24 protein-coding genes are annotated in these 24,059 nt (G+C 46.5%); 5 read left to right on the forward strand and 19 right to left on the reverse strand.

Annotated elements, in window-relative coordinates; all coding sequences use genetic code 11:
- Window positions 1-281: 281 nt before the first annotated feature.
- Complete coding sequence (locus tag EQP46_RS17350; protein WP_129494846.1) at window positions 282-689, reverse strand: VOC family protein; 408 nt, start codon at window positions 687-689, stop codon at window positions 282-284.
- Between the two features lie 579 nt (window positions 690-1,268).
- Between EQP46_RS17350 and EQP46_RS17360 the strand changes: the two genes are divergently transcribed.
- Window positions 1,269-1,508, forward strand: coding sequence for an RNA recognition motif domain-containing protein (locus tag EQP46_RS17360; RefSeq protein ID WP_129494848.1), 240 nt, complete (start codon window positions 1,269-1,271; stop codon window positions 1,506-1,508).
- 79 nt (window positions 1,509-1,587) lie between these two features.
- Here EQP46_RS17360 and EQP46_RS17365 read toward each other — a convergent pair whose 3' ends face one another.
- Window positions 1,588-2,064 (reverse strand): ABZJ_00895 family protein, encoded by a 477-nt coding sequence (locus tag EQP46_RS17365; RefSeq protein ID WP_129494849.1) that lies wholly within the window; start codon window positions 2,062-2,064, stop codon window positions 1,588-1,590.
- A 219-nt stretch (window positions 2,065-2,283) separates the two neighbouring features.
- The gene (gene fdhD / locus EQP46_RS17370) at window positions 2,284-3,117 is read right to left on the reverse strand and encodes a formate dehydrogenase accessory sulfurtransferase FdhD (protein WP_129494850.1); all 834 of its coding nucleotides are present in this window, start codon (window positions 3,115-3,117) and stop codon (window positions 2,284-2,286) included.
- Between the two features lie 288 nt (window positions 3,118-3,405).
- On the opposite strand from fdhD, the gene EQP46_RS17375 reads away from it, so the two are divergent.
- The 4 genes from EQP46_RS17375 to EQP46_RS17390 all read left to right on the forward strand — a co-directional run bounded on the left by EQP46_RS17375 (window position 3,406) and on the right by EQP46_RS17390 (window position 9,608).
- Entirely contained in the window at window positions 3,406-4,656 is a 1,251-nt protein-coding gene (locus tag EQP46_RS17375; protein WP_129494851.1) for a sarcosine oxidase subunit beta family protein, read from the forward strand.
- A 104-nt stretch (window positions 4,657-4,760) separates the two neighbouring features.
- Window positions 4,761-5,078: a sarcosine oxidase subunit delta gene (locus tag EQP46_RS17380; protein WP_129494852.1), complete on the forward strand. Its 318-nt coding sequence runs from the start codon at window positions 4,761-4,763 to the stop codon at window positions 5,076-5,078.
- Window positions 5,075-8,710, forward strand: a complete 3,636-nt coding sequence (locus EQP46_RS17385) for a sarcosine oxidase subunit alpha family protein (RefSeq protein ID WP_129494853.1) — start codon at window positions 5,075-5,077, stop codon at window positions 8,708-8,710. Before EQP46_RS17380 ends, EQP46_RS17385 begins: the two co-directional genes overlap by 4 nt.
- A gap of 130 nt (window positions 8,711-8,840) precedes the next feature.
- A complete protein-coding gene (locus tag EQP46_RS17390; protein WP_129494854.1) occupies window positions 8,841-9,608 on the forward strand; it encodes a sulfite exporter TauE/SafE family protein in 768 nt (255 codons plus the stop codon).
- Here EQP46_RS17390 and EQP46_RS17395 read toward each other — a convergent pair.
- The 16 genes from EQP46_RS17395 to EQP46_RS17470 all read right to left on the reverse strand — a co-directional run bounded on the left by EQP46_RS17395 (window position 9,605) and on the right by EQP46_RS17470 (window position 23,421).
- Window positions 9,605-10,438 carry a MurR/RpiR family transcriptional regulator gene (locus tag EQP46_RS17395; RefSeq protein ID WP_129494855.1) on the reverse strand — a complete coding sequence of 278 codons (834 nt, stop codon included), beginning with the start codon at window positions 10,436-10,438 and terminating at the stop codon, window positions 9,605-9,607. The genes EQP46_RS17390 and EQP46_RS17395 overlap by 4 nt on opposite strands.
- Window positions 10,439-10,546: 108 nt before the next feature.
- Window positions 10,547-10,798 carry a Rho-binding antiterminator gene (locus EQP46_RS17400; RefSeq protein WP_129494856.1) on the reverse strand — a complete coding sequence of 84 codons (252 nt, stop codon included), beginning with the start codon at window positions 10,796-10,798 and terminating at the stop codon, window positions 10,547-10,549.
- A gap of 217 nt (window positions 10,799-11,015) precedes the next feature.
- Window positions 11,016-11,732: an OmpA family protein gene (locus EQP46_RS17405; RefSeq protein ID WP_129494857.1), complete on the reverse strand. Its 717-nt coding sequence runs from the start codon at window positions 11,730-11,732 to the stop codon at window positions 11,016-11,018.
- 14 nt (window positions 11,733-11,746) lie between these two features.
- On the reverse strand, window positions 11,747-13,069 hold the full coding sequence (locus EQP46_RS17410) for a TadE/TadG family type IV pilus assembly protein (RefSeq protein ID WP_129494858.1): 1,323 nt from the start codon (window positions 13,067-13,069) through the stop codon (window positions 11,747-11,749).
- A gap of 6 nt (window positions 13,070-13,075) precedes the next feature.
- Complete coding sequence (gene tadF, locus EQP46_RS17415; protein ID WP_192545525.1) at window positions 13,076-13,648, reverse strand: tight adherence pilus pseudopilin TadF; 573 nt, start codon at window positions 13,646-13,648, stop codon at window positions 13,076-13,078.
- Window positions 13,649-13,675: 27 nt separating this feature from the next.
- Complete coding sequence (locus EQP46_RS17420) at window positions 13,676-14,158, reverse strand: TadE/TadG family type IV pilus assembly protein (protein WP_129494860.1); 483 nt, start codon at window positions 14,156-14,158, stop codon at window positions 13,676-13,678.
- Window positions 14,159-14,169: 11 nt separating this feature from the next.
- Window positions 14,170-15,711: a tetratricopeptide repeat protein gene (locus tag EQP46_RS17425; RefSeq protein WP_129494861.1), complete on the reverse strand. Its 1,542-nt coding sequence runs from the start codon at window positions 15,709-15,711 to the stop codon at window positions 14,170-14,172.
- Window positions 15,708-16,577, reverse strand: coding sequence for a type II secretion system F family protein (locus EQP46_RS17430; protein ID WP_129494862.1), 870 nt, complete (start codon window positions 16,575-16,577; stop codon window positions 15,708-15,710). The genes EQP46_RS17425 and EQP46_RS17430 overlap by 4 nt, the downstream gene beginning before the upstream one ends.
- Entirely contained in the window at window positions 16,577-17,503 is a 927-nt protein-coding gene (locus tag EQP46_RS17435; RefSeq protein WP_129494863.1) for a type II secretion system F family protein, read from the reverse strand. Before EQP46_RS17435 ends, EQP46_RS17430 begins: the two co-directional genes overlap by 1 nt.
- Window positions 17,500-18,777: a TadA family conjugal transfer-associated ATPase gene (locus tag EQP46_RS17440; protein ID WP_192545527.1), complete on the reverse strand. Its 1,278-nt coding sequence runs from the start codon at window positions 18,775-18,777 to the stop codon at window positions 17,500-17,502. Before EQP46_RS17440 ends, EQP46_RS17435 begins: the two co-directional genes overlap by 4 nt.
- A gap of 6 nt (window positions 18,778-18,783) precedes the next feature.
- Window positions 18,784-20,040, reverse strand: coding sequence for a CpaE/TadZ family protein (locus tag EQP46_RS17445; protein WP_129494865.1), 1,257 nt, complete (start codon window positions 20,038-20,040; stop codon window positions 18,784-18,786).
- Between the two features lie 13 nt (window positions 20,041-20,053).
- Window positions 20,054-20,590, reverse strand: a complete 537-nt coding sequence (locus tag EQP46_RS17450; RefSeq protein WP_129494866.1) for a hypothetical protein — start codon at window positions 20,588-20,590, stop codon at window positions 20,054-20,056.
- Window positions 20,587-21,888, reverse strand: a complete 1,302-nt coding sequence (locus EQP46_RS17455; protein ID WP_420841386.1) for a type II and III secretion system protein family protein — start codon at window positions 21,886-21,888, stop codon at window positions 20,587-20,589. Before EQP46_RS17455 ends, EQP46_RS17450 begins: the two co-directional genes overlap by 4 nt.
- Window positions 21,889-21,953: 65 nt before the next feature.
- Window positions 21,954-22,727, reverse strand: coding sequence for an RcpC/CpaB family pilus assembly protein (locus EQP46_RS17460; RefSeq protein WP_129494868.1), 774 nt, complete (start codon window positions 22,725-22,727; stop codon window positions 21,954-21,956).
- 3 nt (window positions 22,728-22,730) lie between these two features.
- Window positions 22,731-23,159, reverse strand: coding sequence for an A24 family peptidase (locus EQP46_RS17465; RefSeq protein ID WP_129494869.1), 429 nt, complete (start codon window positions 23,157-23,159; stop codon window positions 22,731-22,733).
- 37 nt (window positions 23,160-23,196) lie between these two features.
- Window positions 23,197-23,421 (reverse strand): Flp family type IVb pilin, encoded by a 225-nt coding sequence (locus EQP46_RS17470; protein WP_129494870.1) that lies wholly within the window; start codon window positions 23,419-23,421, stop codon window positions 23,197-23,199.
- Between the last annotated feature and the right edge of the window lie 638 nt (window positions 23,422-24,059).

The following is a 24,059-nucleotide window of genomic DNA, read 5'->3' on the forward strand; positions in this document are numbered from 1 at the left end:
TTTTATGCTTTTTACTAACCCTTCTTTGTTTGCACCGTTTTCTGCGTGTGTTCCTTTCTTTGCTTAAAAGTCACAACACAGGGCGGAAAAAGTGCGAGTTTACTGTACATCTACGTTTAGTGATAAATCTGTATCGAAAACAATACTTAGGCGAATAGATATGCACTCACTCAAGGCGAGGTGTGAGGTTGCGTTTGAAGGGAATGATGAAGGTGATGAGATGTTTAAATGAGAACGAATGTTGATGTTTGTTTGTCGGAATTTGTACTCCAAAACGGCATTTAACTGAGCGTGCAGCGAAGCTCAACGGTGTTGCCTTCGGGATCCTTGATATACAGCGAATTCCCATAACCTTGAGCGCCATACCGTTTTGTAAATGCGGGCGTTTCGACGCCGTGTTGGTTGAGGTGTTGAAGAATGTCGCCTTCGGACCGAGGCGCTATTTGCAGGCAAAAATGATCAAGGTTGTTGCCCGAAGCCTTTGGTGCACCGCCACCCATCGCGCCCAGTTCGCTGTCAACGGTGACGATATCAATCAATGCATTGCCAGCACGCAATTGGGTGAGGCCCGTTTGTTCAGACGTTTGACGCTCTATCGAACAGCCCAGAATGTTCACATAAAACGTGAGCATATCGTCAAGGTGGGTGGTTCTTAGTACGAGATGGTCAATGGCGACGATGTTTATCATTGTGTTGCTCTCAAAGGCAGTGAGATTGTTCGAGTCGCTTTCTTAATCGACGTTTGAAGCTTGCTTCTTTGGCATACCAAACCAGCACACTGTAGGTCATGACGACGAAAACGAATGTGAGTAAGTATAGTGGGAGATAAAGGAAGAGGATGTGAATGAACGAAGGGTCGGCATAGTTGAAAAGGCCAAGGAATGCGCCAATCAGGATGGGACAAGAAACCAGTAAAAAGAGGCGGAGAACGTACACGAACATACCCTGCTTTCGGCGATGTTTCCAAGTGTGAAATTTATCTTCGCTGCGCATCGCTAAGAATGTCCTTATTCTTTGGCAAAAGAGCAGGGTAATCATGAGGGGGGTGATTTGGCATTGGGAGAGGGAAAACTGCGACCGATTTAGTATTGAGTAGGTACTAAATTTCTTGTTATTCATCGGCGATCTGACGTTGCTCTCGCCTCCCTTTTTGCTTGCTGCTGGAACCTTTCGCAGTGCCGATACGAGGAGGAACGCATTAATTCCTTGGTATAGGTCGCATAACCTGAGACAATCCGCCCGATTTCCTTATACCTGAATGGTCTCCTATGAAACTTCTCGTTCGTAACCTTGCTCGCACTACCACTGAACATGAAATCCGTGTTCTGTTTTCTGCTCACGGCTCTGTAGGTCAGTGTTCGCTGGTATTAGACCAAGAAACAGGCCTGTCTAAAGGCTTCGCATTTGTTGAAATGGCCAATGATGATGAAGCGAAAAAAGCGATCGCTAGCTTGAACATGAGCAGTGTGGCAGGCAACGCCATTCGTGTGAAAATCGCGAAAGACTGATTGCCGAACGCAAGATACCAAAAAAAGCCAGTGCCTCAGAGATGCACTGGCTTTTTTGTTTCTGATGTCCTTTCACTCATCAAGCCCGATTGGCGAGTTTCTCTCGCGTTTTTATCTTGTTCTTGATGCCTGTCTTTTCGCCTGATTTGATCACAAAATAACTCAGCACCGCCATCAGGGCTGTGAAACCCGCAAATACCCATACAAAACTGCCAAACTCCTCAAAAAGATCTGACAAAGACAAACCATGATATTGAAACGCGGCCAACACATAGAAGTAGCTTGCACTTGTCCATACCAAAATGGCGAGCCAACGTGTTTCTGCCGACATCAGGGTTTCAGTCTTATGGCCAAAATAAAAGCCCGTCATCATGGCTGGTACTGCAGTAGAAATGACGCCTGCACTGGGCACTTCAAACCCAAGCATGTCTTCAATGACAAAAAAGAGTACGCCCATCAAGATAGAAAGAAGGCACAAAGCCAGCGAGACGTGCAAGAAGTTTGCAGCCTTTGGCGGGGTACTTTGTTGACGCGGTTTTTCGTTTGTGTACAGCATGGTGACGTCCTTGTTTAACCAATAGTTTCTGACGAATGAGGGCGTTTGCCTCTTTTTTCGACCATTAAATCACTGATGAAAAAGGGATGTTGGCTTATTGATGGGATCTTCTCGTGCGCGTTTTGCTATCTGCGGGGGGATTCAGATATTTGGTGATAGGAGGTGCTGTGTCTTCATGGTGTTCTTCAACAAAAGCATGCGCGACACGAGCATGCTTTGTTATGCCGTCACGCGATTATAAAACCGAGGCGCATCTTGGCGAGGTAGGTGAATAAGGTTGAGGTTTGTGGCGATCGCTGTGTTCACCGCCAACGAAGTGGGGGTGCCGAGCGTGATCAATGAACCCACCCCCGCCATGACGGCTTTTTGCACTAACTCAATGCTGCAACGGCTCGTGACTAACAAGGTGTGTGCTGGCTGCAACACGCGGCCTCGCATTGCGGCCCCCAGCGTTTTATCAAGTGCGTTGTGCCTGCCAATGTCTTCTCTGCACAGTAAAATCTCCCCCTGATGATCAACCAGCATGGCAGCGTGGATCGCTCCGCTGATGTGCCCGAGTGATTGCCATTGGCGAAGGGTTTCTCGCAGCGCCAAGATCTTGTCGTCATCGAGCGGCTTTTCGCCGCCCATGGGCGATAAATCAGGAATGGCTTGGCTTAAGGATTCAGCGCCACAAATTCCGCAACCGGTTCGTCCGGCCAAATGCCGTTTAGCTTGTGTGAGGCGAGCATTGGCGCGGTTAGCGAGTTGAACATCAGCAAGAATGGCGTCGTTTTCCTGATCGAGGCTGATCTCGTGGATCTCGTTGCAATCATTGATGATGCGCTCGGTCAGTGAAAAGCCATAAATAAAATCGTCGATGTCTTGCGGGGTTGTCATCATCACTGCATGACTGACGCCATTGAAGCTGATGGCGAGTGGCGTTTCGGTCGGCAAGGTAGAAAAGCAGGTTGAAGCATCTTGGCTACTGATGTAGTGGTGCAGCGAGTGTGGCGCGAGGGTGGAATCACTCTCAAGTTGCGGGATTTCTCTGAACGCTTTTTTTTTCTGCATATCGTGATGTTCTCTTCCTGACGAGCCTTTCATACGTTCCCTCACTCCCATCATAGCGTTTGGCCGAATGCCGTGCTTTTTATTGGTACTAAAAAGCGAGCTCACGCAGTGTCGCAATAACGTCAAACTCAGGCGCAAAACCGCACTTTACCCCACTGGGGGCGCATTACCATGTTTGAGATAAAGTCAGCGTTTTTGCGCGTGAGAGCAATGAAATAGCTACACTTTTTTAAGCAACCCGCATGCATCGGGAACGCGTTTGATTCATCAGTGATTCAGGACAACGGAATGACAAATTATTCAGGGTTTGGGTTGTTTAAACATGCGCTCACGTTTCACGAAAACTGGCAGCGTGCATGGCGTAACCCTACGCCAAAACCCTATTACGACGTGATCATTGTGGGTGGCGGCGGACATGGGCTGGCGACGGCGTATTACCTAGCCAAAGAGTGTGGCGTAAAGAACGTTGCTGTGGTTGAAAAAGGGTGGCTTGGCGGCGGGAATACGGCGCGAAACACCACGATTGTGCGTTCAAACTACCTGTGGGATGAAGCGGCACAACTCTACGAGCACTCACTCAAACTGTGGGAAGGGCTCTCGCAAGAACTCAATTTCAACTTGATGTTTAGTCAACGCGGCGTGCTCAACCTTGGGCACACCTTGCAAGACATGCGCGACATTGAGCGCCGTGTCAGTGCTAACCGTTTGAATGGCATCGACAGTCAAGTGCTCGACACCGCGGGCGTGCAAGATTTGGTGCCGTTGCTCGATTGCTCTGAACGTGCGCGCTACCCCGTGATGGGCGCTAGCTGGCAACCCCGTGGGGGCGTTGCCCGTCATGATGCCGTCGCGTGGGGTTTTGCGCGGGCGGCTGACCAGCTTGGCGTCGACATGCTTCAGCAAACGGAAGTCACTGGTCTTCGCATCGAAGGCGGCAAAATCAAAGGTGTTGAAACCCCGAATGGGTTTATTGGCGCGGGCAAAGTCGGCTGTGTTGTTGCGGGTAACTCCGGTGAGCTAGCGCGCATGGCAAACATGACGCTGCCGATTGAATCTCATCCTCTTCAGGCCATGGTGTCTGAGCCACTTAAACCCTGTATTGATACGGTGATCATGTCGAATCAGGTGCATGGGTATATCAGCCAATCTGACAAAGGCGATCTCGTTATCGGTGCGGGTATCGACAGTTATAACGGCTTCGGTCAGCGCGGTTCGTTCCCGATCATCGAACATACAATTTCCGCCATTGTCGAGATGTTCCCCTTCCTCAGTCGCGTGCGCATGAACCGCCATTGGGGCGGCATTGTCGATACCACACCAGATGCGTGTCCGATCATCAGTCAAACGGACGTGGAAGGGTTGTACTTCAACTGTGGCTGGGGCACGGGGGGCTTTAAGGCAACGCCGGGCTCGGGCCATGTGTTTGCCCACACGATCGCGAAAGACAACCCACATCCATTGGCTGCGCCGTTCAAGCTCAATCGCTTTATCAGCGGCCATTTGATTGATGAACATGGTGCGGCCGGCGTGGCGCACTGATGGGTGCTCATGGGGATTCACTCAAACAACATACACCGCGTTGCGCACTTCAAGTGGAACAAAACGCGTGTTGAAGAAGACGCTTTGTTGAGAAAGGAAAAGACATGCTAAGGATTTATTGCCCTTACTGTGAAGAACTCAGGGAAGAACCAGAATTTACGTATAGTGGCGAAGCGCACATCATCAGGCCGTTAGATCCTGATGCCTTGTCAGATGATGAATGGGGTCGCTATCTTTTCCACCGCAAGAACATCAAAGGCAGCCATCGTGAAATGTGGCAACACACGGCGGGTTGCCGAAAGTATTTCAATGTTCAGCGCAACACCGTCACCTACGAGATTGAAGCGGTTTATAAAATCGGTGAAAAGCCACCGAGTGATGACAGCGAAACAAACACACCTAACGGGGAGGCACGCGTATGAGCCAGAAAAATCGCCTCTCTGAGGGCGGGCGCATTGATCGCAATACCTCGCTGACGTTCACGTTCAACGGCAAAACCTTCCAAGGTCATCAAGGTGACACCTTGGCGTCTGCAATGTTAGCTAACGGCATCAAAGTGGTGGGGCGCAGTTTTAAATATCACCGACCTCGAGGCATTTTGGGTGCGGGCGCCGAAGAACCCAATGCGATCTTGCAGATTGGCTCAACGCCAGAATCTGAACTACCGAATCAACGTGCGACCCAAACCGAGCTTTATGACGGGTTAGATGCAAAGGTCGTGAATGCGTGGCCGAGTTTGGAAAATGATGCCTTGTCTGTCATCGGGAAACTCAGTGGCTCCATGATGCCAGCCGGTTTCTATTACAAAACCTTTATGTACCCAGAATCGCTCTGGCCAACCTACGAAAAACACATTCGAAATGCGGCGGGTTTAGGTGAAACCCCACGCGGGAATGATCCGGACAAATACGACAAAATGCAACAACACTGCGAAGTGTTGATCATCGGCGCAGGCGCGGCGGGTTTAATGGCTGCACGCAGGCTGGTGGGGCAAGGTTTACGCGTTATCGTGGTGGATGAACAGTCGGAAATGGGCGGCAGTCTTTTGCATTGCCGCGAGACGATTGACGGCAAGCCTGCCACAGAATGGCTTGATGAAACCCTTGAGATACTCAGGGCCGATCATCACTGCATGCTCCTATCAAGGAGTACGGCATTTGGCTATTACGACCATAATTTTGTCGGTGTGCTTGAACGCAAAACCGACCACCTTGGCGAGCAGCAAGGCGGGGTTCGTCAGCGAATTCATCACATTCGTGCCGAACATGTGTTGTTGGCAACAGGGGCGATAGAACGTCCATTGGTGTTTGGTAACAATGACCTTCCGGGCAGCATGCTGACATCTGCGGTGTCGATTTATTTGCGTCGTTACGGCGTGGCACCGGGGGATACTCTGCTGGTGATGACTTCAAACGACGAGGGCTACAACGCGGCATTGGATTGGCATGAAAGTGGCCGCACCGTTGCGGCGATTGTCGATACCCGTGCGTATGCTGAAGGCGATCGTATCGAACAGGCGAAAGCGCTTGGGATTAGGGTTATCTTTGGTCATGGCATCGCGAACCTGCAAGGCAGTGCTGAAATTACCGCGGCGGAAGTGGTGCCTATCGATAAAGAAGGCAAAACGGTGACGGGCGTGATGGAAGTCATTTCTTGTGACACCGTGGCATCGAGTGGCGGTTGGAGCCCGGCACTGCATTTGAGTTGCCACATTGGCGGTCGCCCCGTTTGGCGGGATGACATTGCGGCTTTTGTGCCTTCAGATTACGTCAAAGGGATGGAGTATGCGGGCGCAGTCGATGGCGATGGCACGTTATCTCACGCGATGTTGAGCGGCGCGGGTGCGGCGATGCGCATTTCGGAAAGCCTCGATGTGCACCTGGAAGATATGCCGTTACCTATGGTGGATGATTGGCTTACGGCGCCTGCCATGGCGATGTATTTGGTGCCTCACCGATTGCCAGTGAGCCGCGCACCCAAACAGTTTGTTGATTTCCAAAACGATGTCACCGCCGCAGGCATTGAGCTTGCGGTGCGTGAAGGCTATGAGTCCATTGAACACATCAAACGTTATACCGCGATGGGTTTTGGTACGGATCAGGGCAAGACCGGCAACATCAATGGCATGGCGATCGCGGCGAATGCGATGGGTAAAACCATTGCAGAAACGGGCACGACAATCTTCCGCCCGATGTACACCCCTGTCACGTTTGGCGCGTTGGCAGGGCAAGATGCGGGGCATTTGTTTGATCCATGCCGTTATACAGCCATGCATGCTTGGCACGTGGAAAAAGGCGCAAAGTTTGAAGATGTTGGTCAATGGAAACGCCCTTGGTATTTCCCGAAAGGGAATGAAACCATGGAGCAAACGCTAGCGCGTGAGTGCAAGGCGACCCGCGAAGGCGTCGGCATTCTCGACGCATCCACCTTGGGTAAAATCGATATTCAAGGCAAGGATGCGCGTACCTTCCTCAATCGTATCTACACCAATGGCTGGGACAAGCTTGCCCCTGGTCGCTGTCGATATGGCTTTATGTGTCACGAAGACGGCATGGTGTTCGACGATGGGGTGACCTCGTGCATCAGCGATGATCACTTCATCATGACCACCACATCTGGTGGGGCGGCAGGCGTGCTGCGTTGGTTAGAGTTGTGGCATCAAACGGAATGGCCTGAGCTTGAGGTGTTCTTCACGAGTGTGACTGACCATTGGGCGACCATGACCATTTCTGGCCCCCACAGCCGCAATGTGTTGCAGCAATTGGTTGGCGATGAAGATATTTCGGAAGAAACGATGCCGTTCATGAGTTGGAAGACCATGAAGGTAGCGGGCGTTGATGCGCGTGTGTTCCGTATCAGTTTTACGGGTGAGTTGTCGTTCGAAATCAACGTGAATGCGAACCACGGTCTGTTCGTGTGGGAACATGTGATGAGCGCGGGCGAACCGTTTGGGATCACGCCTTATGGCACCGAGACCATGCACATTCTGCGCGCCGAAAAAGGCTTCATCATTGTCGGTCAGGACACGGATGGCTCTGTGACGCCGCAAGATCTCAACATGGGTTGGATCACGGGTAAACAGAAAACCTACAGCTTCATTGGCCGTCGCTCATGGGCCCGTGAGGACACAATCCGTACCGATCGCAAACAGCTAGTGGGTTTGAAGTGTACCGAACCTTACAAGGTGATCCCTGAGGGTGCGCAAGCGGTGAATGACCCCGATGAACCCATTCCGATGACCATGGTAGGCCACGTCAGCTCTTCTTACTTCAGCGCAAACTTGGGGTACTCCATTGCGTTTGGATTAATCAAAGATGGCTTGAACCGCATGGGAGAGCACGTCTACTTCCCATTGGCCGATGGCACGGTGCTGAAAGCAGAAATCTGTAGTTCGATTTTCTATGATCCGAAAAACGAAAAGGCCGCTGGCGCAGAACCGGAAACGCCTGCATCGACGTTGATGGTGCCAGAAAACGGCGCGCGCTTTGAATCAGCGTTACATCATTTAGGTTCCAACGCGGGTACACATGCACCAGGTGTTCATTTGCATGAGCACAAAAACGTTAGCCATGTGATTTTGCGTGGTGAGCCAACGGCTGAATTTGCGTCAGCCGCTGAAGCGGCACTGGGACAAGCACTGCCTATCTCAGCATCAAGGTCTTCTGAAACCGATGAACGCCAAGTGTGGTGGCTCGCGCCGGACGAGTGGTTGATCTTAAGTGCATCGCAATCAGCGGCAGAAACAGAAGCGGCGCTGCGCGATAAGCTGCAAGGCCATTATTCGGTAACGGATGTCACCGGTGGGCAAACGCTGGTCACCTTGACGGGCTCTCACGCGAAAGATGTACTGAAAAAATCTGTGCCTTATGACGTGGATGACGGTTACTTCCCCGTAGGGAAATGTGTCGGCACCACGTTTGCCAAAGCGCAGGTGTTTATGAAGCACAACAGTGAAAACAGCTACGATTTGATTGTACGCCGGAGTTTCGCTGACTACATCGCGCTTTGGATGCAAGCCTCTGCCGAGGAATATGGCATGAACTGGGACGGCTAAATCTGCCCACACCGTTCACTAAGACCCGCATATTGCGGGTCTTTTTTCGTCATTCTCATGAGCAAGGCGAAGAATGACGTTGTGTTGAGCGATGATGACATGCTCACGAACTGCTGTTAAGGATGAATGCTTGGCGATCATTACCGACCCGATTTTCTATTTTCTGTCTGTTCCCGCGGTGCTGATTTACGGTATTGGCAAAGGCGGGTTAGGAGGGGCACTCGGCATTATCGCTGTTCCCTTAATGGCGTTTGCAGTATCGCCATTGCAGGCCGCAGCGATCTTGTTGCCCATTCTGTGTGTGATGGATGTGTTTGCGGTGCGCTATCACTACAAGAATGCGGATTACTCGGTAATAAAGAAGATGCTGCCAGGCGCGCTGGTGGGGGTGATCATTGCAGGTGTTTATATCAATGTGGTGCCGCAAGCAGGTTTGAAACTGACGATTGGTGTGCTGTCCCTGTGGTTCTGTGCTCAGTATGTCTGGTCAATGTTCGCGAATAGCGCACAGGCAGTGAAAACTAATAGCACTATTGGCGCAACCGTGTGGGGGACGGTGAGTGGATTTTCGAGCACGACCATTCATGCAGGTGGTGGACCTGCCAGTATCTATTTGTTGCCGCTAAAACTGGAAAAGGTCACCTTAATCGCCACCATGGCGGTATTTTTCGCGCTGCTGAATGTGGCAAAGCTTGTGCCTTATGCATTAAGCGGCGAGTTTGACGCCACCAATGTGCTGACAGCACTGGTGCTAATGCCTTTTGCGCCTCTCGGCGTGTCAATGGGGGTTTGGTTGCTACACCGAGTCAGTCAAACGCGCATCTACCAGCTTTGCTATTTGTTCTTGTTCCTGTCCGGCGCAAAGCTCTCGTACGATGGTTTACTGGCGTTGATTTAACCTGTTTGGCTCAAGCGAAACGCCAGTGAAACAGCGAGTGTTTGTGCCAAACACATACTCGCGGCTTGAGAACGAAAAGATTCCACTTCCGCTTCTTTCACCACAAAACACACATCACTGTTCGCCGCCAGAGGGCTGACTTGGCTATCGGTGAACACAATCTGCTTGGCATTTGATGCCGCAGCGCGTTCGCATAGTGATACCGTTTCCTCTGAATACGCAGGGAAACTCGCTGAAACCACCACATCGCGTTCAGACACCAATGCCATTTGCTCATTCGCCATGCCACCAAATCCATCCACCAGCACGACTCGGCGTTCGAGATGACGAAGGGCATAGGCGAAGTAGGCGGCGATACTGAACGAGCGACGCATTCCGACCACATAGATAGTCTCGGCGTTTTCTAGCAAGGTGACGGCATTGTCGAGCAACTCTGACGGAATCGTTGAAGGCATCTCTTGCAACGCAACGGCATTGGCTTGGCTGAACTGCATGAGCACATCTGCTGGGGTGTCGAGCGATTGATGCTCGCCCTCGCGCGCCTGAAGTAACTTCGCGCGTTCTGTGTAACTGCTGGTTTCTTCAACGAGGTTCTTACGAAAAAGCTGCTTCATTTCATTGAAGCCGCTGAACTCAAAGGCATTCGCAAAACGAATCAGTGTCGAAGGGGGAACGCTTGCATGTATGGCGATAACGGCGACGGTATCGAAGGCAATGCTATTGGGGTTGTCCAAGACATAATACGCCACCTGTTGGAGGCGTTTGCTTAGGTCATGGTAGCGGTGACGTATTTGTTGTTGCAATTCAGCGAGGTGAGTAGCCGTTGCCATAGAAAATTCCGATTCTTATCATCTCAACTCAGTGTAATGTTTCGAATTGAAATTGAAAATGGAATTTTCGTTTCATTGTTAAATCCCGAGATAAGAAGGAAACAGTGACTAGGCTTGGCCAAATGTCATTTGCTGGAAGTGAGGGTTTTTCACCAGCACGTCGATGGTTTGAATCTGGGTCAGTACCACCTCTGACGTTTGGCGATCGCGGCGGAGCACGAGGCACTCATCGCGGTCTTCATTGTGGGTTGTGTCTTCAGCTATACCTTCAACCACATCACCAGATTTCAGCGTGATCTTGACGGGGTAGTGGAACAAACAAGCAACTTCTACATAGTCGTAGTCACTGCAATTAATCATAGTGTGGCCTCGTGGCGTCGATTGATGTCACTTAATAGAAAGGTCTAAAGGGGATTTTCTTCCATGCCTTAAAGATAGTCGCAGATAAGAGGCAAGGAAAGTATACACCGCTATATCCAAACGACCTGAAGATGCAATACGCTTTTTCTTGCTTTCGCCAAAAATAAACATGCCGCAGTCATGCGACATGTTAAGAAGCGACGAGAACATATCTGTGTTACGGCGTGATAACCAACGCTTCTGAAGACGCAGGCTTAACCACTGGCGTGGTGACCGTCGCGCTTTTTGCTGACGCAACACGCACTTCAACACGACGGTTTTGCGTTTGTCCCGCCTTGCTTGTGTTACTTGCGATTGGCTGCGTTTCACCGCGAGATAATGTCGCGATGGTATCGCCTTTACCTGTGTTCGTAGCAAGGTATTGTTTGACCGATTCAGCACGGTTTAAACCAAGCTTGAGGTTGTAGGCGTGACTACCGGTGCTGTCTGTATGTCCTTCAATAGAAAGCCCAGTGTTTGAGCGCTTAATGTTATCAATGAGGCCCGCCAAGATCTTCTTACCCGTCGATGTCAGCGATGCTTTATCAAAGCCAAAATGCACCATCGCAATAAGCTGATTGTGATGTGTTTTCACTGTGGGTGTTTCCCGCGTTAAAAACTCCGCACATTTCTTGTTAAGCCCTGCATTCACTAATGCTTCAATGAAAAGCGGCGTGGTAGGCAAGCCGTCCACCGGGCGTTCCAGTTGCAGAAACTGCGCTCGGTGGAACAACACTTCGGTGGATTGTCCTAGTGAGACCGTAAACGCCACTTCCGTGTTTTTATCTGCACAAATATCTTCAAACACAGTGGCAGACAATTCAGCCGCAGCGCTCGAAAACGACGACACACTCATCGCCAAAAATAAGGCCGGCAGGGTAAAGGCAGTTTTCATAATGTCTCCAATGTTTATTCGTAGTTTTTGTAATATAAGTGGCCAACCTCTTCACTAATCAGCTCGAGAATGTTGTCGTAAATTTCTTGATAAGAGTTGGCAGATTGAACATTTTCAGCACCTGCACATGTCTGTAAGCCCGGGTTTTCAGCAATGTTGTAGTCAAATCCAATGACTGCAATTTTTGCCTCAACGGAACGGCCATCAACTTCTAAGGCTTCGAGATCATTAAGGATATTGCTACATAATCCGCCATTATAGAGTCGCGATGCGGCGTAGCCTGGGTACCTGTCATCATCGGAGTTGTTTTGATTTACCGAATCTTCGCCATCTGACAAAACAATGATGAGTTTCCGAACATTCTCTCCTTGTTCCAACAATTTTGCGGCAGCGATTATCCCTTCATAAGAAGCAGTACCGTGATTGGGGCTGAATTGATTAATTGTCGAACGGAAGTTTGGGAAGTCGTCGGTTAAGTCCACTGTTCGAAAATATGAGGAATCATCACCTGAAACTCGACCATTAATGCGTTTAGAACCAGTGTTTAAAGGGTTTGCAATGGTACTGGCAAAGGCAATGCGAGGCGTGTTAGTCCACCATTCTCTAGACAGGCTTGCGTTGCTTGTGTACGAAACATTACTAAAATATGAGGTCCCATTACTTGTATACAGGTTATAGCCAATAAATGCGGCTCGGTTTAGCAGACGTTTTCCGTCTAGCTCTTGCTCAGTAGATTCATTGAATGATTCAAGCTTCTCTGTAATATCTTCAATAACGTTGATAACGCCGCGATATTTCGTTTGGCCATTCCATGGGTCTTTCATTGAGCCAGAAAAGTCAGCGACAAAAGCGACATCAATGGTGAAACCTTGATACTTTCGAGAGACTGCGTTCGTTCCCATCGTGACAGTCTCGTCAAATCCATGGGCAAAATCATCTTCAGGATACCAAGAAGTAAAGTCAGACTTCACAACAACGTTATATTGCGTAAAAACAAGCCCTTCTTCGTCATAGACGTTTGGTTTTCCGCATTGCTCTCCGTATATCTCATCACAACTTTTTTTGATAATGCGTATTTTGGACAGATCAATGCTGCCATCGGGCACATATGCTTGAGCATATTCTTTGGCGAGTTTTTTGTTTTCTGAATCTAATGTCGAGGCGTTTGCAGCAACGGCTAATGACGCCATCTCGACGGCATCACCAAATCGTGCATGTGTTTGTAGATATCTTGTTGCCTCCACACCCAGCACGAAAAGAGCGAAAAAGGTGGGAAAAATAACCACAAACATGATGGCCGCTACGCCTCTCTGTTTCTTTTGTTGTTGTAGTTTCATCGTTTCTTACCTACCAAATGAAATGGAAGCGGATCTAACCCGTTCGTATTCTTCGTCAATTAATGACCCAAACCAGTTGTCTGTGCGGTAACACAACGTGACCTGATAGAGCGTTAATCTGTTGTCGAACTGAGTGATTGGTGCGAGTTCTTGCATGTCTGCCAGCGGTTCTATGGCCGGGCATGCATAAGGTCCCAAATTGAAAATGTGCTCATTGGTGTTTTGACTGATTGGGTTTTTATCCTCATCAAAACGCTGCTGTTCGATGAGTACACCCAAGCGAGATTCTTCAAAAGGGGCGAGAGTGTTAGTCAATGATTTCCGTATGAGGTTGTAAGCTTTGGTGGCCTCTTGATAAGATATGGTTTCATCGCCGTCGAACAGCTGAGTGCGTTCGCGCAAAACACTGACGAGTGAATATGAAAGACGATCTAGCTTTCCTTTTACTGACTGCTTTGCGACTAAATCCATCGTGAAGACAATCAAAAAACTAAAAGCCAGAAGTACAAAGGCAAATTCAATGATGAATACGCCGTTTTGATTACTGGTGTTGCGACACTTTCTAGTTATATTTTTCATGAGGTTAGGCATACTTTTTAGGGAGAATCACTGACTGAATTCATTGCGTTCAAATTCTTGAACACCAAATACTTCTCGTGACAATGTGACAGTGTCGCGCGAAAAGTAACCACTAAAAACTAATGAGTAGTCATAGCTGACGCGATATAACGCAATGGGCTTATCTTCTCTATCATCGCTCCCCGTAACGCTATCATCAGAGACTTGGTCAAAGGATTCAAAGTACTTTACAGAGACTTCAAACTTTTCTGTGTCGAGAAATTTTGCCCATAAATTGGTCTTTTTATTTAATTCTTGTTCAAAGATGGCTTTGTAATCTGAATTAGAAGATGTTCTTGCTATTCTTGATGCCTCTGATATTGAGTAATCTAAGGATGAAGAAATAAAACCCATGATGCATATTTCCGCCCAAAGGAAAAATACATAGAACAGGAAAATCGCTCCGATGGAAAATTCGATGGAGACAACGCCGCGTTGATTCTTCTTATGTGTTGTAGAGTGTTTCTTCATTCTTGTTGTGCTCACCATTGGATTAGCAATTTATTGCCTTCTATTCTGTGTTGCGGTCTTCTTTCTACCCCTTTTCTTGCCGTTAAGACGATGCGAATAAAGCTGTTATGCTCTCCAATTTCAATTGAACGTGCTGGGCCTGTTTTGTAATAGCGCTTTCTCTTGATGGTGAAATTTTTCGCTCCTTGAATATCAAATACCCACTTTCTTCTTTTTTTTAGATGAAGTGTTGTCACTTTTCCTAAGGGGAAATCTGATGTTGCTATATAAACAAAGCCATCCTTTGTTACTTGTTTTTCTAGATTTGTGAGAAGCATTTTGGGTGCTGGCGCACTTATTTTTTTCTTACTTTCATTCTTTGTTTTTTCAATTTCATTATTTCTTGCTTCTGTAAGGTGCGCGCGAAGTTTAGCAAGCGCTGTTTGTTCAGGGTTGGCGTCGGGAATATCCCCGTTTTTCACGGTTTCTATTTCTGTGGGCGTCGATGCTTCCTTTAATCTCTCAATTTGTACGTTGTTAGACGTGCTCTTTGCATTTTGTCTCTGAGGGTCTGCATCTATGTTTGTTTCGATAGCAGGTGCCTCATGACTGATCTGCTCTACCACACTCTGCTTTAGGGCGAGTTCTTTTTTATTGGTGTTTTGGACGGCAATGAGTTTGGCTCTTTCAATGCTGGAAATGCCTTCAAGGCTGCCCTTTTTTTCCAATGTTTGCTTCGCTGCGCCTGTGTTATCAATTTGCTGTTCTTTGTTCTCTAGGTTGGTCTCTATTGGGGTTGCCTGACCATTAAATAGCGTTGAGCGTGATTCACTTTTCTGGCGGCTGCTTGGTTGATTTAGGTGAGGTTGAGCGGCATTTAGACTTCGATATTTGTCTGCGAGGTGGATGTCGCTTTCGCTGTCCGAAAGCATGTTACTAAAGGCGCGAGTCTTCCCCGTTTTTGCATATGCGAGAAGCAAGTTAGCTTTAGCAGTATCATCAGCGCGTCCACTTTGAACCAACGGCGTCAATATGCTGATTGCTTCATGATAATTGCCCTGCAACATTGCAACCATAGAGAGATTGTTTTTCACATATGCGTCGTTATAGTGGTGCACCCTTGCGTTTTCAAACGCACGTTTGGCTTTGTCTAATTCGCCCTGTTGTGCGGCAATCAGGCCTTGTAGGTTATAGGCTTCACCCAGTTTTGACTCTGAACGTATTGCCATATTTACGTACTGGAGGGACTTTTGATAAGCACCTCTGTCGTAGTAAATATTGGCTCGGAGTAGCGAAAGCTCTGCCACGTCAATACTGTCAGGGTCTATCTGGGAAAGCTGAAACATCGCTGCTTCCCCATCTCCTGAAAGGTAATACGCATTTGCCAGTTTGAAACGGAGTGTGTCAGATTCACTTTCTTTCAAAGAGGCTTCATAACGTGAAATCAAGGAAGCATAATTTCCTGAATCTATGAGTATTTCTTCCCCTTTCTCTTTGACGAAATCGTTGTCGGAAAGTGTGCTGCTGCAACCGGTAATAATGACTGCCGCAATAAGTGAAAAGAGTATCTTCATACGCCCATAATCCTCATGATCCCAGGAGCTGTAATGAGTATCACGATCGGAATCATGATGAATATAATGAGAGGAACTGACATTTTTGAAGAAAGCTTTCCTGCTTTTTCTTCTAAGGAAAGTAGCTGAATTTCGCGAATATCTTTTGCTAAAGTAGACAGCACTTTATAAATCGACGTGCCGTGTTGCATGCTCTGTGTCAGTGTCATTACAAAACTGTGCATTTCAGGGGAGGGGATACGGTCGTACAATTCCTGAAGCGCTTTTTCCAACCCCATTGTTTGCGCTCTGTCTCTGAGTCGTTTGAGCATAAATGCCATGTCTCTATCAAACGCAGCCATTTCAGTTGTTAGATAAAATAACGTTGATTCGATAGTCATGCCCGTTTGAACACAAACCCCCATCATATCGAGTAAGTAAGGCAATTTACGCGTGAGCTTTAGCGCGAGAGAACGTCGACGAAACTCCAGATATAAATCGGGTAAAATGACAACAGCAAGAATGAGTAGACTTAGGTAGATAACCTTGTCTTGTATTGTAACAATCCCAAGACTATCTCCCGTTAACAGAATGACTAAAACCCCTATGCTACAAAGGGTGTATTTAAGCAGGAAATAATAAGGCGCTACTGCCGTATTATAGATGCCCGCACCGATCAGCTTCTCTGATATTTCATGGCTGGTCCCTGAGAAAAAACTGGTGGCGACATTGGACAAATTCGAAAATGTATTTGATGTACGCTGAGGTCGCTCAAGCATGTTTGTTAGCTGTTGGCGACGCATATAAACCCCAAAGAGTATGGTGAGTATGAATGCGACACCTAAAGCGACGAGTAAAGAGAAAATAAGAATGTGGGCGCTATTCATTACCTTACACTCCGCATCAGTAGCGTAATTATCGTCATTCCGATCGCTTCACTGATCAGCATGTAATACAGTAATGGTCGTCCGCTTGGATCGTTCATGACGTAGTCATAATTCTCAGGGCTCAAGATGGGCATTAGCGCAAAGAGAAAAATGAAAGGAATGGCACAAACGATGTAAGAAGATATCCGTGCTTCAGCCGTCATTGCGAGCTTCTTTTTCTCGATAGATCGGGCATCGAACAGTACTCGATTCAGCCTTGTAATGACTTCACGAAGTTGGCCACCTCGGTTTACATTGACACGCATTGTAATAACGAAAAACTGGAACATAGGTGTAGGGAATCTCAAGCAGGCTTTGCGGAATACAGCGTCTGTTGATTCCCCCATATGCAGACGTTCACCCATCCGCTTAAATTCTTTTCCAACGACGCTGTCGAGTGAATCTCCAACAAATACGATGGCATGCAGGAGACTCTCCCCTGCAGATACCGAGCTGGCAATCATGTTTAATGCATCAGGGAAGCTTTGCTCAAACGCGTGGTGAGCTCGGATTTTGAGGTATCTAAGCCCTAGAAACGTAACAACTGGCCATGTTATTAAAACGGAAGTGAGTATCTTCAAATGGAACAGCTTTCCCAACATGTAGTCGCCAGCGAATAGCGTGACGCCGTAGAAAACGAAAATCTTAATGGCCGAATAATCGCCAAGGTCTTCCAGCGTGTTTCCAATGTTTCGTTGTACCCGTTGTAGAAATGTCGTCTCTGTCAACGCATCCATATCAACGGCACGGTTTTCTAGAAATTTCGTCTCAGGCAGTGTGTTACTGTCGCGAAGCATGCTTTCACGCCGCTTCTTTAATCGGCTTTGGTTAAACAAGACGTACAAGCCGAATATGATCATTAGGCAATAGATAGCATTTGCGATCATGCGACGACCTTATTGAAAATACTGTTTAGCTCGGCGTCTAGTCCGAAATACCGTGCTTTTTCATACAAAACAGAACGCTGTAACAAACCCGACGTTGTAAAGTCGCCTTGCACCTTTCCTTTTTCAGAAATGCCTTGTTGGTCAAAGCGGAAAATTTCCTCCATCACAACGTTAGAACCTTCCATTCCAACCACTTCACTGATGCTCATGACTTTTCGGCTACCATCGTGTAGACGACTGATTTGGATAATGATGTCAACGGCGCTAACAATGGTTCTTCGAATGGCTTCAAGTGGAAGAGAGGCCGTTGCCATCATGACCATGCTCTCTATACGGGAAATCGCATCTCGAGGTGTGTTGGCGTGTAAGGTTGTCATTGAGCCATCATGACCGGTATTCATCGCCTGCAACATTTCGAATGCTTCTGAGCCACGGCACTCTCCAATAATGATGCGATCTGGACGCATACGGAGTGAGTTGATGACGAGTTGGCGCTGGCCTATTTCACCAGTGCCTTCGATACCCGCAGTTCGGGTTTCAAGCCTAACGACATGAGGCTGCTGGAGGCGAAGTTCAGCGGCATCTTCAATGGTAACGATACGTTCACTTTCAGAAATATATTGAGAAAGTGCATTCATCATCGTTGTTTTACCGGAGCCCGTACCGCCAGAGATAATGATATTGACGCGACAACGAGAGGCGATAACCATGAGCTTTGCAACTTCTGGGGTCATTGCGCCAAAGTCAATTAAGTCGCTAAAGGTAATGCTTTGCTTTTTGAATTTTCGAATGGATATGGAAGCCCCATCGATAGCGATAGGTGGCAGAACAATGTTTACGCGGGAGCCATCCATCAAACGCGCGTCACACATCGGCATGGAGTCATCAACACGTCTACCAACCTTTGCTGCAATGCGTTTTGCGACATTTTGTAGTTGGTCGTTATCGATGAAAGTTACAGAAGACTTTTCGACCAAACCATTTCTTTCAATAAACACCGCGTTTGGACCATTCACCATGATGTCTGAGATCGACTCATCTTCAATCAGAGTTTGCAAAGGGCCTAAGCCGCGCAACTCGTCATGCATCATTTTGACAAATTCATGTTTCAGCGTTGATGGCATTGGCACATTGTCTTGCTCTACAAGAATATCAATGCCTTGTGTTAATTGGCGCTGTAACTCGTCTTTGCTTAATGTTGCAATGGTTTCCGCGTCAATGGCATCGAAGATCTTCTCTCGAAGTGAACGGTATAACGCTTTTGTTCCTGAAATGGCCAATTATTTTCTCCCCAGTAAAGACATTGAAAACAATGATTTAGGTGGGGTGGAGAGATCTTCGCCGATGATGAGCGAGCATAGTCGGCGAATTTGGTTCCCGAGTTTCGACTTGCCTTCACCCAGATATGTACCGTTTAAGAGGTTTTCTTCTATCGTGACTTCATAAGGGAGGCTGATATCAATCTTGTGGTCGAGATACTTTTCAATTTCAGCTTCAGTAACGCTGGTAAAGCGTTGTGCTCGATGCTGATTTAATACCAATATAATTCTGAGTGATTTGCTTCGATTGTGCTCGTCAGCGAGTTTCTTCAATTTACCTAACGTTGCAGCAGTCTCTCGAAGACAAGCAATCGTTGGTTCCATAACTATGATGGCGATGTCCAACGTTGAGTTGATCACTTGAGGACTCACGTCAAAGCTGACAGATGCGGAGAAATCATCGATGGTAAAGTTGGTTTCATTTGATAATTGATTGATCACGAGATCATTCATTTCAAACAGGTCGGTTGAACGCTCATCTTGAAGTCCTAATGCTAGGTAATTCAATCGGTTATTAACTCGTGTGACGAGCGTTTTTGCTGAAGCCTGATCCAACTCGGTGCCGACTTCAGATTCGTTAATGATGCGTTTTTCGCGGTTTTTCAAACCAAGTAAAATATCGAGACTACTGGACATATAGTTATGATCGACCACTAAGCACGACGTTTGCTTTTCATGAGAGAGCATTCTACCTAGCTCGGCAACCAGCAATGAACACCCTACGCCCCCTTTGATGCCAATAACACCCACGCGCTTAGCGCGTCGTCTATTCCTAAAGTTAGATGCTTCAATGTGTCGTGAGGCGACGGATTGAATGAATTCCGCCAATTCCATCTTTTCTACAGGCCAAAAAAGATAGTAAAAACCGAGAGATTTTAGTTCTCTGACAACAGATATCGCATCAACGTCGCCGAGTACGATAACCGATACAGATGTCGGCAATCTTGAAGACAGTTGTTTTGATTCTTTTAGCGTGTCTGGGCATCCGCGAAGATCGAGGACAACCAACTGGGCACCGTGCTCTTCTATCTTTGATGCAATCTCTCTGAATTTATACGGGTAAGCGATAGGGGGGGGATGACCATCAAACCGAAAGGTTTCTTCAACCAAATCTTTCACTTCTTCTGAGCGAAAAAAATGCAGAGATGAAAGACCTTTTTGAGGTGCACTTGTTGTTTGGTTTGCGTCTTTTTTTAGTAGGTCGCTAAAATCTAACATGTCTCTTCTCTCGTTATTGTGTGTTAGGTGATGAGATAGAAAGACGTGGAGTGCCAGAAAGCTTCTTGTCTGGATAGACCATAGATTGCCAACGCATCACTTGTTGCGTGCAGCCATCGTCGCCATGGTGATATTCGCCAATCACAATCGGCGCACATTCAGGGGCTTGAACTTGGTGAACCGTGGTTGACAGCAAAATGCTGTTTTTTGCCAGTGTACTGCTGGAAACCAATTCAGCCTTTTCTGATGGCGTTCCTTGGCGTAGCAGCCATTGGCGAGCCATATTCGCGAGCGCTTTGCCTTCTTTGCCCTGCCATTTTATTTCTGCGCCATGAACTTGAAGGGCATAACGGTTCTGTTCTAAATACGCAAAAAGCTCCTGTTTGGCAGGTTGTCGTTTTTTATTTTTAAGGCTGATTTGGTACTCGTAAGTCACGGGTGTCACAAGAACGCTTGATGCCTCAATGGATGGTTTGGGCGCACAGCCAAGCATCATGAATAAGAATGTCGATAATAGAATGTGCTGGGTATAAGCTTTGCGCGACATCATTTCTTGAAGCCTCCAGTTGCTAGGATCTGTTGTTGCCACTTAGACACCTCGGGAGATGCACTTGATTTGATGCCGAAAAAGCGGGAAAGCGTTGATGTACGTTGCATGCCAGGGATTCTTACGTCTGAAGAACTAATGGGTTCCACAAGCGACACGGTTGCTACGATAATCAGTTCCGTCTTGCGTCGGGTTGTTGACGTGTTTCTAAATAAGGCACCAAGGATTGGGACGTCGCCAATGAAAGGTATTTTAGAGAGTTCTTCTTGATCTTCCGTGCTCAACAACCCACCAAGAATGAAGCTTTGGCCGTCGCCTAATTCAAGAGTCGTTCTTGCTCTGCGCACTTTAAACGAAGGAATATCTAATAATGTGTTACCAAACTGAACATCAACAGAACTCACTTGAGGTTGTATCGCCAATTTAATTTTGTCATCTCTCAGTACTTCAGCGGCTAAATCGAGGCCAATACCGAATTCTTTATATTGGATTCGATACCCGTCATCGACACGATAGGTAACGGGAATCTCACCACCGACGAGAAAGCTGGCAGACTCTCCAGAGATAACGGACACGTTAGGCTCAGAGAGAACTTGGCCGACACTGTCGTCATTGATTGCGGATATAAAGGTCGCAACATTTGTTGCGCCGCCACCAAAGCCAGATATACCCCGGAAGAATTGTCCGTTTCCGGCAAAACCATCGGTTAAAACCGTACCCCATTCGATGCCTAACTCGTTAACCAAAGCACTATTAACCTCGGCAATGGTGAGCTTGACGTTGACTTGCTTGGTGACCGATACCTCTAAGTTGTTAACCAGTCCTCGATAGTACCGACGAGCCATGAAGTCGATATCGAACTCTTCGCCTTCATCGGTTTTCCATTCTGTGCGCTTTTCGGTGAACTCTTTGTTCAATAGTTCTCCAACCATAGAGTAGATGTCGTTTTTTTCTTTTTGAGTCGGCACAAAGCCAGAGAGCACAACTTGCTCTCCTAGATTGAGTACGGAAACATTGATATCGGGATATCTGATCGCGATCGTTTGCTCTATGTTTGTAAGACTCTGATTTACAGCTATTTTTCTTCTTAATAACTCTTCGCTACTTTCGCCGAAAATTATCAATGTCGTGGTGCCAATATCACGTCCAAACACAACAAGACGATTGTTATCAATGACTTGATAATCTGCTACTTCAGGATTGGAAATAAACACAGTCCCTATGGTAGATTTGAAACTCAGTGGTCGAGCGTCTCCCGTACCTAAGTTCATGATTCCCGCAGCTTGTACCGTAAGCGACATACCGAAAACAATCGTGCACAGAGAAAAAGTGATTGTTTTAATAGAAGGCAACATATTCTTGTTCTCTAATTTAAGGCCTTTGATTGACCGCGAATTTCTACTACTGATTGAAAATTTGGCAAAACATCATGTGTGTCTGCATTTAAAATCGTACTTTGCCCTGTCGCTTGATTTGTCGTTTTTATTATTTCGACGATACCTATTCGTCGCGCAATGACCATTTTTGCGATTTGGTGTTGATCTAATTCGATGGTGAGAGGAAGGAATTCATCTTCTACTTCATCTATTGCGAGAACTTTAATGCCCTTAAATAGGGGAGATACGGCAAGTGAGCGGAATGACTTGATTGTGTTGGAGGCCGATATATTTGAAATATTTTGTTCATCGGACGTCAATATTATGATATCGACTAAATCACCAACATCAACGCCCATACCAATGAAATCCACTTGTCGAATTTTTAAAGGGTATGGTGTCATCCCTTCACCTGTTACAGCATCTAAATACCCTGGATCATTTGGAAGTAAGAAGTCATTAGCTGTAACGAATTCTGTTGGGTTTATCTCTCTTCTAGAAACCATTCCAGGTACATGCTTAATGTCAATATTGCCAGCGATACCATTTCTAAGAGCATCGTCTTCGGTGAGTTTGATGTAACGAAGGTTTTGGGGTGTAAGTAACTGTCCTTTGGATAAAGGTTCGTTAATTTGAGCAACTCTATACACAATACTGGGAGCAATCGCAGCACTTGTTGGTTTGCTCTGGAAGAATCCGCTTAGTCCTAAAAGTCCTATAAAGACAACTAGAATAGCGAATAAGAAAAAAATGCGCTGGCTCATCAGTTAACTCAATTTACTCAGGTAAATACTAAACAAGCTCGATAGGACGATGGGAATACCGTAGGGTACACCTCTATCAGCCTTGCTTTCAGAAAAATACTTTTTTACAAAGATAGGTACAGCAACTATCCCTCCAATAAATCCAATCAGAACAATGGAAAGTTGTATATATTCAGGGTTGATGACAAGTGAATATACTGCAAATAGCTTTGTATCCCCTGCTGCCAAAAGCCCAACCCTGAATAAAACCAGTCCAACGAGTAACACTAAAATTGATTGGTGAAAATGAATTGATAAGCTTGGTTCTTTAATGCCCATCAATATGCACATGATAAATATCGTTAGCACGAGAAAATTACTAATTTTACGATATTTTAGATCACTAACAATTACAGCTACGGAGCTGGTCGTTAAAACAATGTCTAGTAACATTGTTGATGTAACACCAAGTGAATATTAATCACCAGCACTAGGTACCAGTTGCTGCTTTCAAATTCTCTGTTATTTTAGCAAATGCTGCTTCTAAGGCGCCACCAAGACTAGAGTCACCACCAGTAAAAAGCGCTAGCATGATAGCTGAGACTGCCACACCCAATACCGCATATTCAATGGCTGTCACGCCGCGCTCATCTTTGAGGTAGCTCTTTAGATGTTGTTCGTAGATAAAGCACTTGGCTTTGTGAAAAATTGACATGGTTAGACTCCATTCATTTTTTAATCGTTTAATAATTTGTTAATGCAAGGACGACTTTATTTATCCGTACTAACGATAGGGCGTCAGTAAAAGCCAGACGATTTCAAAGTCAGTAATTAAGATATATCTCATGTGTAAAATAATCTATATGTTGTCCTCGTCTCACTTGGCTCTTATTGAGATCTAATGTCTCATAAATGAGGTGCTTGGGTGGTTGGGGTTAACAAAATAAATATGAAAATAGTTGTTTAAACTTGGCTGTAAATTTGATCGTTATCACAATAAAAAATATGAAACAAGTTTGTTTGTCTAATTTGTGGATCATCTAAATTAGCATTTGCCGAGTGATTTTTTTTGAAGGTCTTCACAATAATTTTTGATGAAAAGTTGTGTTTTATTTTAATTCTTAAGTGTCTAATTTCATTGTTCTTACTTCTATTGGAGCTGAATGATTACATGTCTATACAGGGTGACATAAAAAATAGTCAGGAATTCCATTTGATATTTTTTATTAGTCGCCAGAATTAAGAAACTGTGTGATTACAAATAATTAACATTGTCATATTTTTTAGGCATATTTGACGCGAAATTCGTGTGAATTTATTTAATTATTTCGCATTTATATTTACATTTTGGGT

This window comes from Enterovibrio baiacu, assembly GCF_004120195.1.
In the GTDB taxonomy this organism is placed as follows: Bacteria; Pseudomonadota; Gammaproteobacteria; order Enterobacterales; family Vibrionaceae; genus Enterovibrio; species Enterovibrio baiacui.

Bases quoted from the DNA above. Each gene is read 5' to 3' on its own strand.
- EQP46_RS17350 (WP_129494846.1), bottom strand. From the start codon at position 689: ATGATAAACATCGTCGCCATTGACCATCTCGTACTAAGAACCACCCAC.
- EQP46_RS17360 (WP_129494848.1), top strand. From the start codon at position 1,269: ATGAAACTTCTCGTTCGTAACCTTGCTCGCACTACCACTGAACATGAA.
- EQP46_RS17365 (WP_129494849.1), bottom strand. From the start codon at position 2,064: ATGCTGTACACAAACGAAAAACCGCGTCAACAAAGTACCCCGCCAAAG.
- fdhD (WP_129494850.1), bottom strand. From the start codon at position 3,117: ATGCAGAAAAAAAAAGCGTTCAGAGAAATCCCGCAACTTGAGAGTGAT.
- EQP46_RS17375 (WP_129494851.1), top strand. From the start codon at position 3,406: ATGACAAATTATTCAGGGTTTGGGTTGTTTAAACATGCGCTCACGTTT.
- EQP46_RS17380 (WP_129494852.1), top strand. From the start codon at position 4,761: ATGCTAAGGATTTATTGCCCTTACTGTGAAGAACTCAGGGAAGAACCA.
- EQP46_RS17385 (WP_129494853.1), top strand. From the start codon at position 5,075: ATGAGCCAGAAAAATCGCCTCTCTGAGGGCGGGCGCATTGATCGCAAT.
- EQP46_RS17395 (WP_129494855.1), bottom strand. From the start codon at position 10,438: ATGGCAACGGCTACTCACCTCGCTGAATTGCAACAACAAATACGTCAC.
- EQP46_RS17400 (WP_129494856.1), bottom strand. From the start codon at position 10,798: ATGATTAATTGCAGTGACTACGACTATGTAGAAGTTGCTTGTTTGTTC.
- EQP46_RS17405 (WP_129494857.1), bottom strand. From the start codon at position 11,732: ATGAAAACTGCCTTTACCCTGCCGGCCTTATTTTTGGCGATGAGTGTG.
- EQP46_RS17410 (WP_129494858.1), bottom strand. From the start codon at position 13,069: ATGAAACTACAACAACAAAAGAAACAGAGAGGCGTAGCGGCCATCATG.
- tadF (WP_192545525.1), bottom strand. From the start codon at position 13,648: ATGAAAAATATAACTAGAAAGTGTCGCAACACCAGTAATCAAAACGGC.
- EQP46_RS17420 (WP_129494860.1), bottom strand. From the start codon at position 14,158: ATGAAGAAACACTCTACAACACATAAGAAGAATCAACGCGGCGTTGTC.
- EQP46_RS17425 (WP_129494861.1), bottom strand. From the start codon at position 15,711: ATGAAGATACTCTTTTCACTTATTGCGGCAGTCATTATTACCGGTTGC.
- EQP46_RS17430 (WP_129494862.1), bottom strand. From the start codon at position 16,577: ATGAATAGCGCCCACATTCTTATTTTCTCTTTACTCGTCGCTTTAGGT.
- EQP46_RS17435 (WP_129494863.1), bottom strand. From the start codon at position 17,503: ATGATCGCAAATGCTATCTATTGCCTAATGATCATATTCGGCTTGTAC.
- EQP46_RS17445 (WP_129494865.1), bottom strand. From the start codon at position 20,040: ATGTTAGATTTTAGCGACCTACTAAAAAAAGACGCAAACCAAACAACA.
- EQP46_RS17450 (WP_129494866.1), bottom strand. From the start codon at position 20,590: ATGATGTCGCGCAAAGCTTATACCCAGCACATTCTATTATCGACATTC.
- EQP46_RS17455 (WP_420841386.1), bottom strand. From the start codon at position 21,888: ATGTCGCTTACGGTACAAGCTGCGGGAATCATGAACTTAGGTACGGGA.
- EQP46_RS17460 (WP_129494868.1), bottom strand. From the start codon at position 22,727: ATGAGCCAGCGCATTTTTTTCTTATTCGCTATTCTAGTTGTCTTTATA.
- EQP46_RS17465 (WP_129494869.1), bottom strand. From the start codon at position 23,159: ATGTTACTAGACATTGTTTTAACGACCAGCTCCGTAGCTGTAATTGTT.
- EQP46_RS17470 (WP_129494870.1), bottom strand. From the start codon at position 23,421: ATGTCAATTTTTCACAAAGCCAAGTGCTTTATCTACGAACAACATCTA.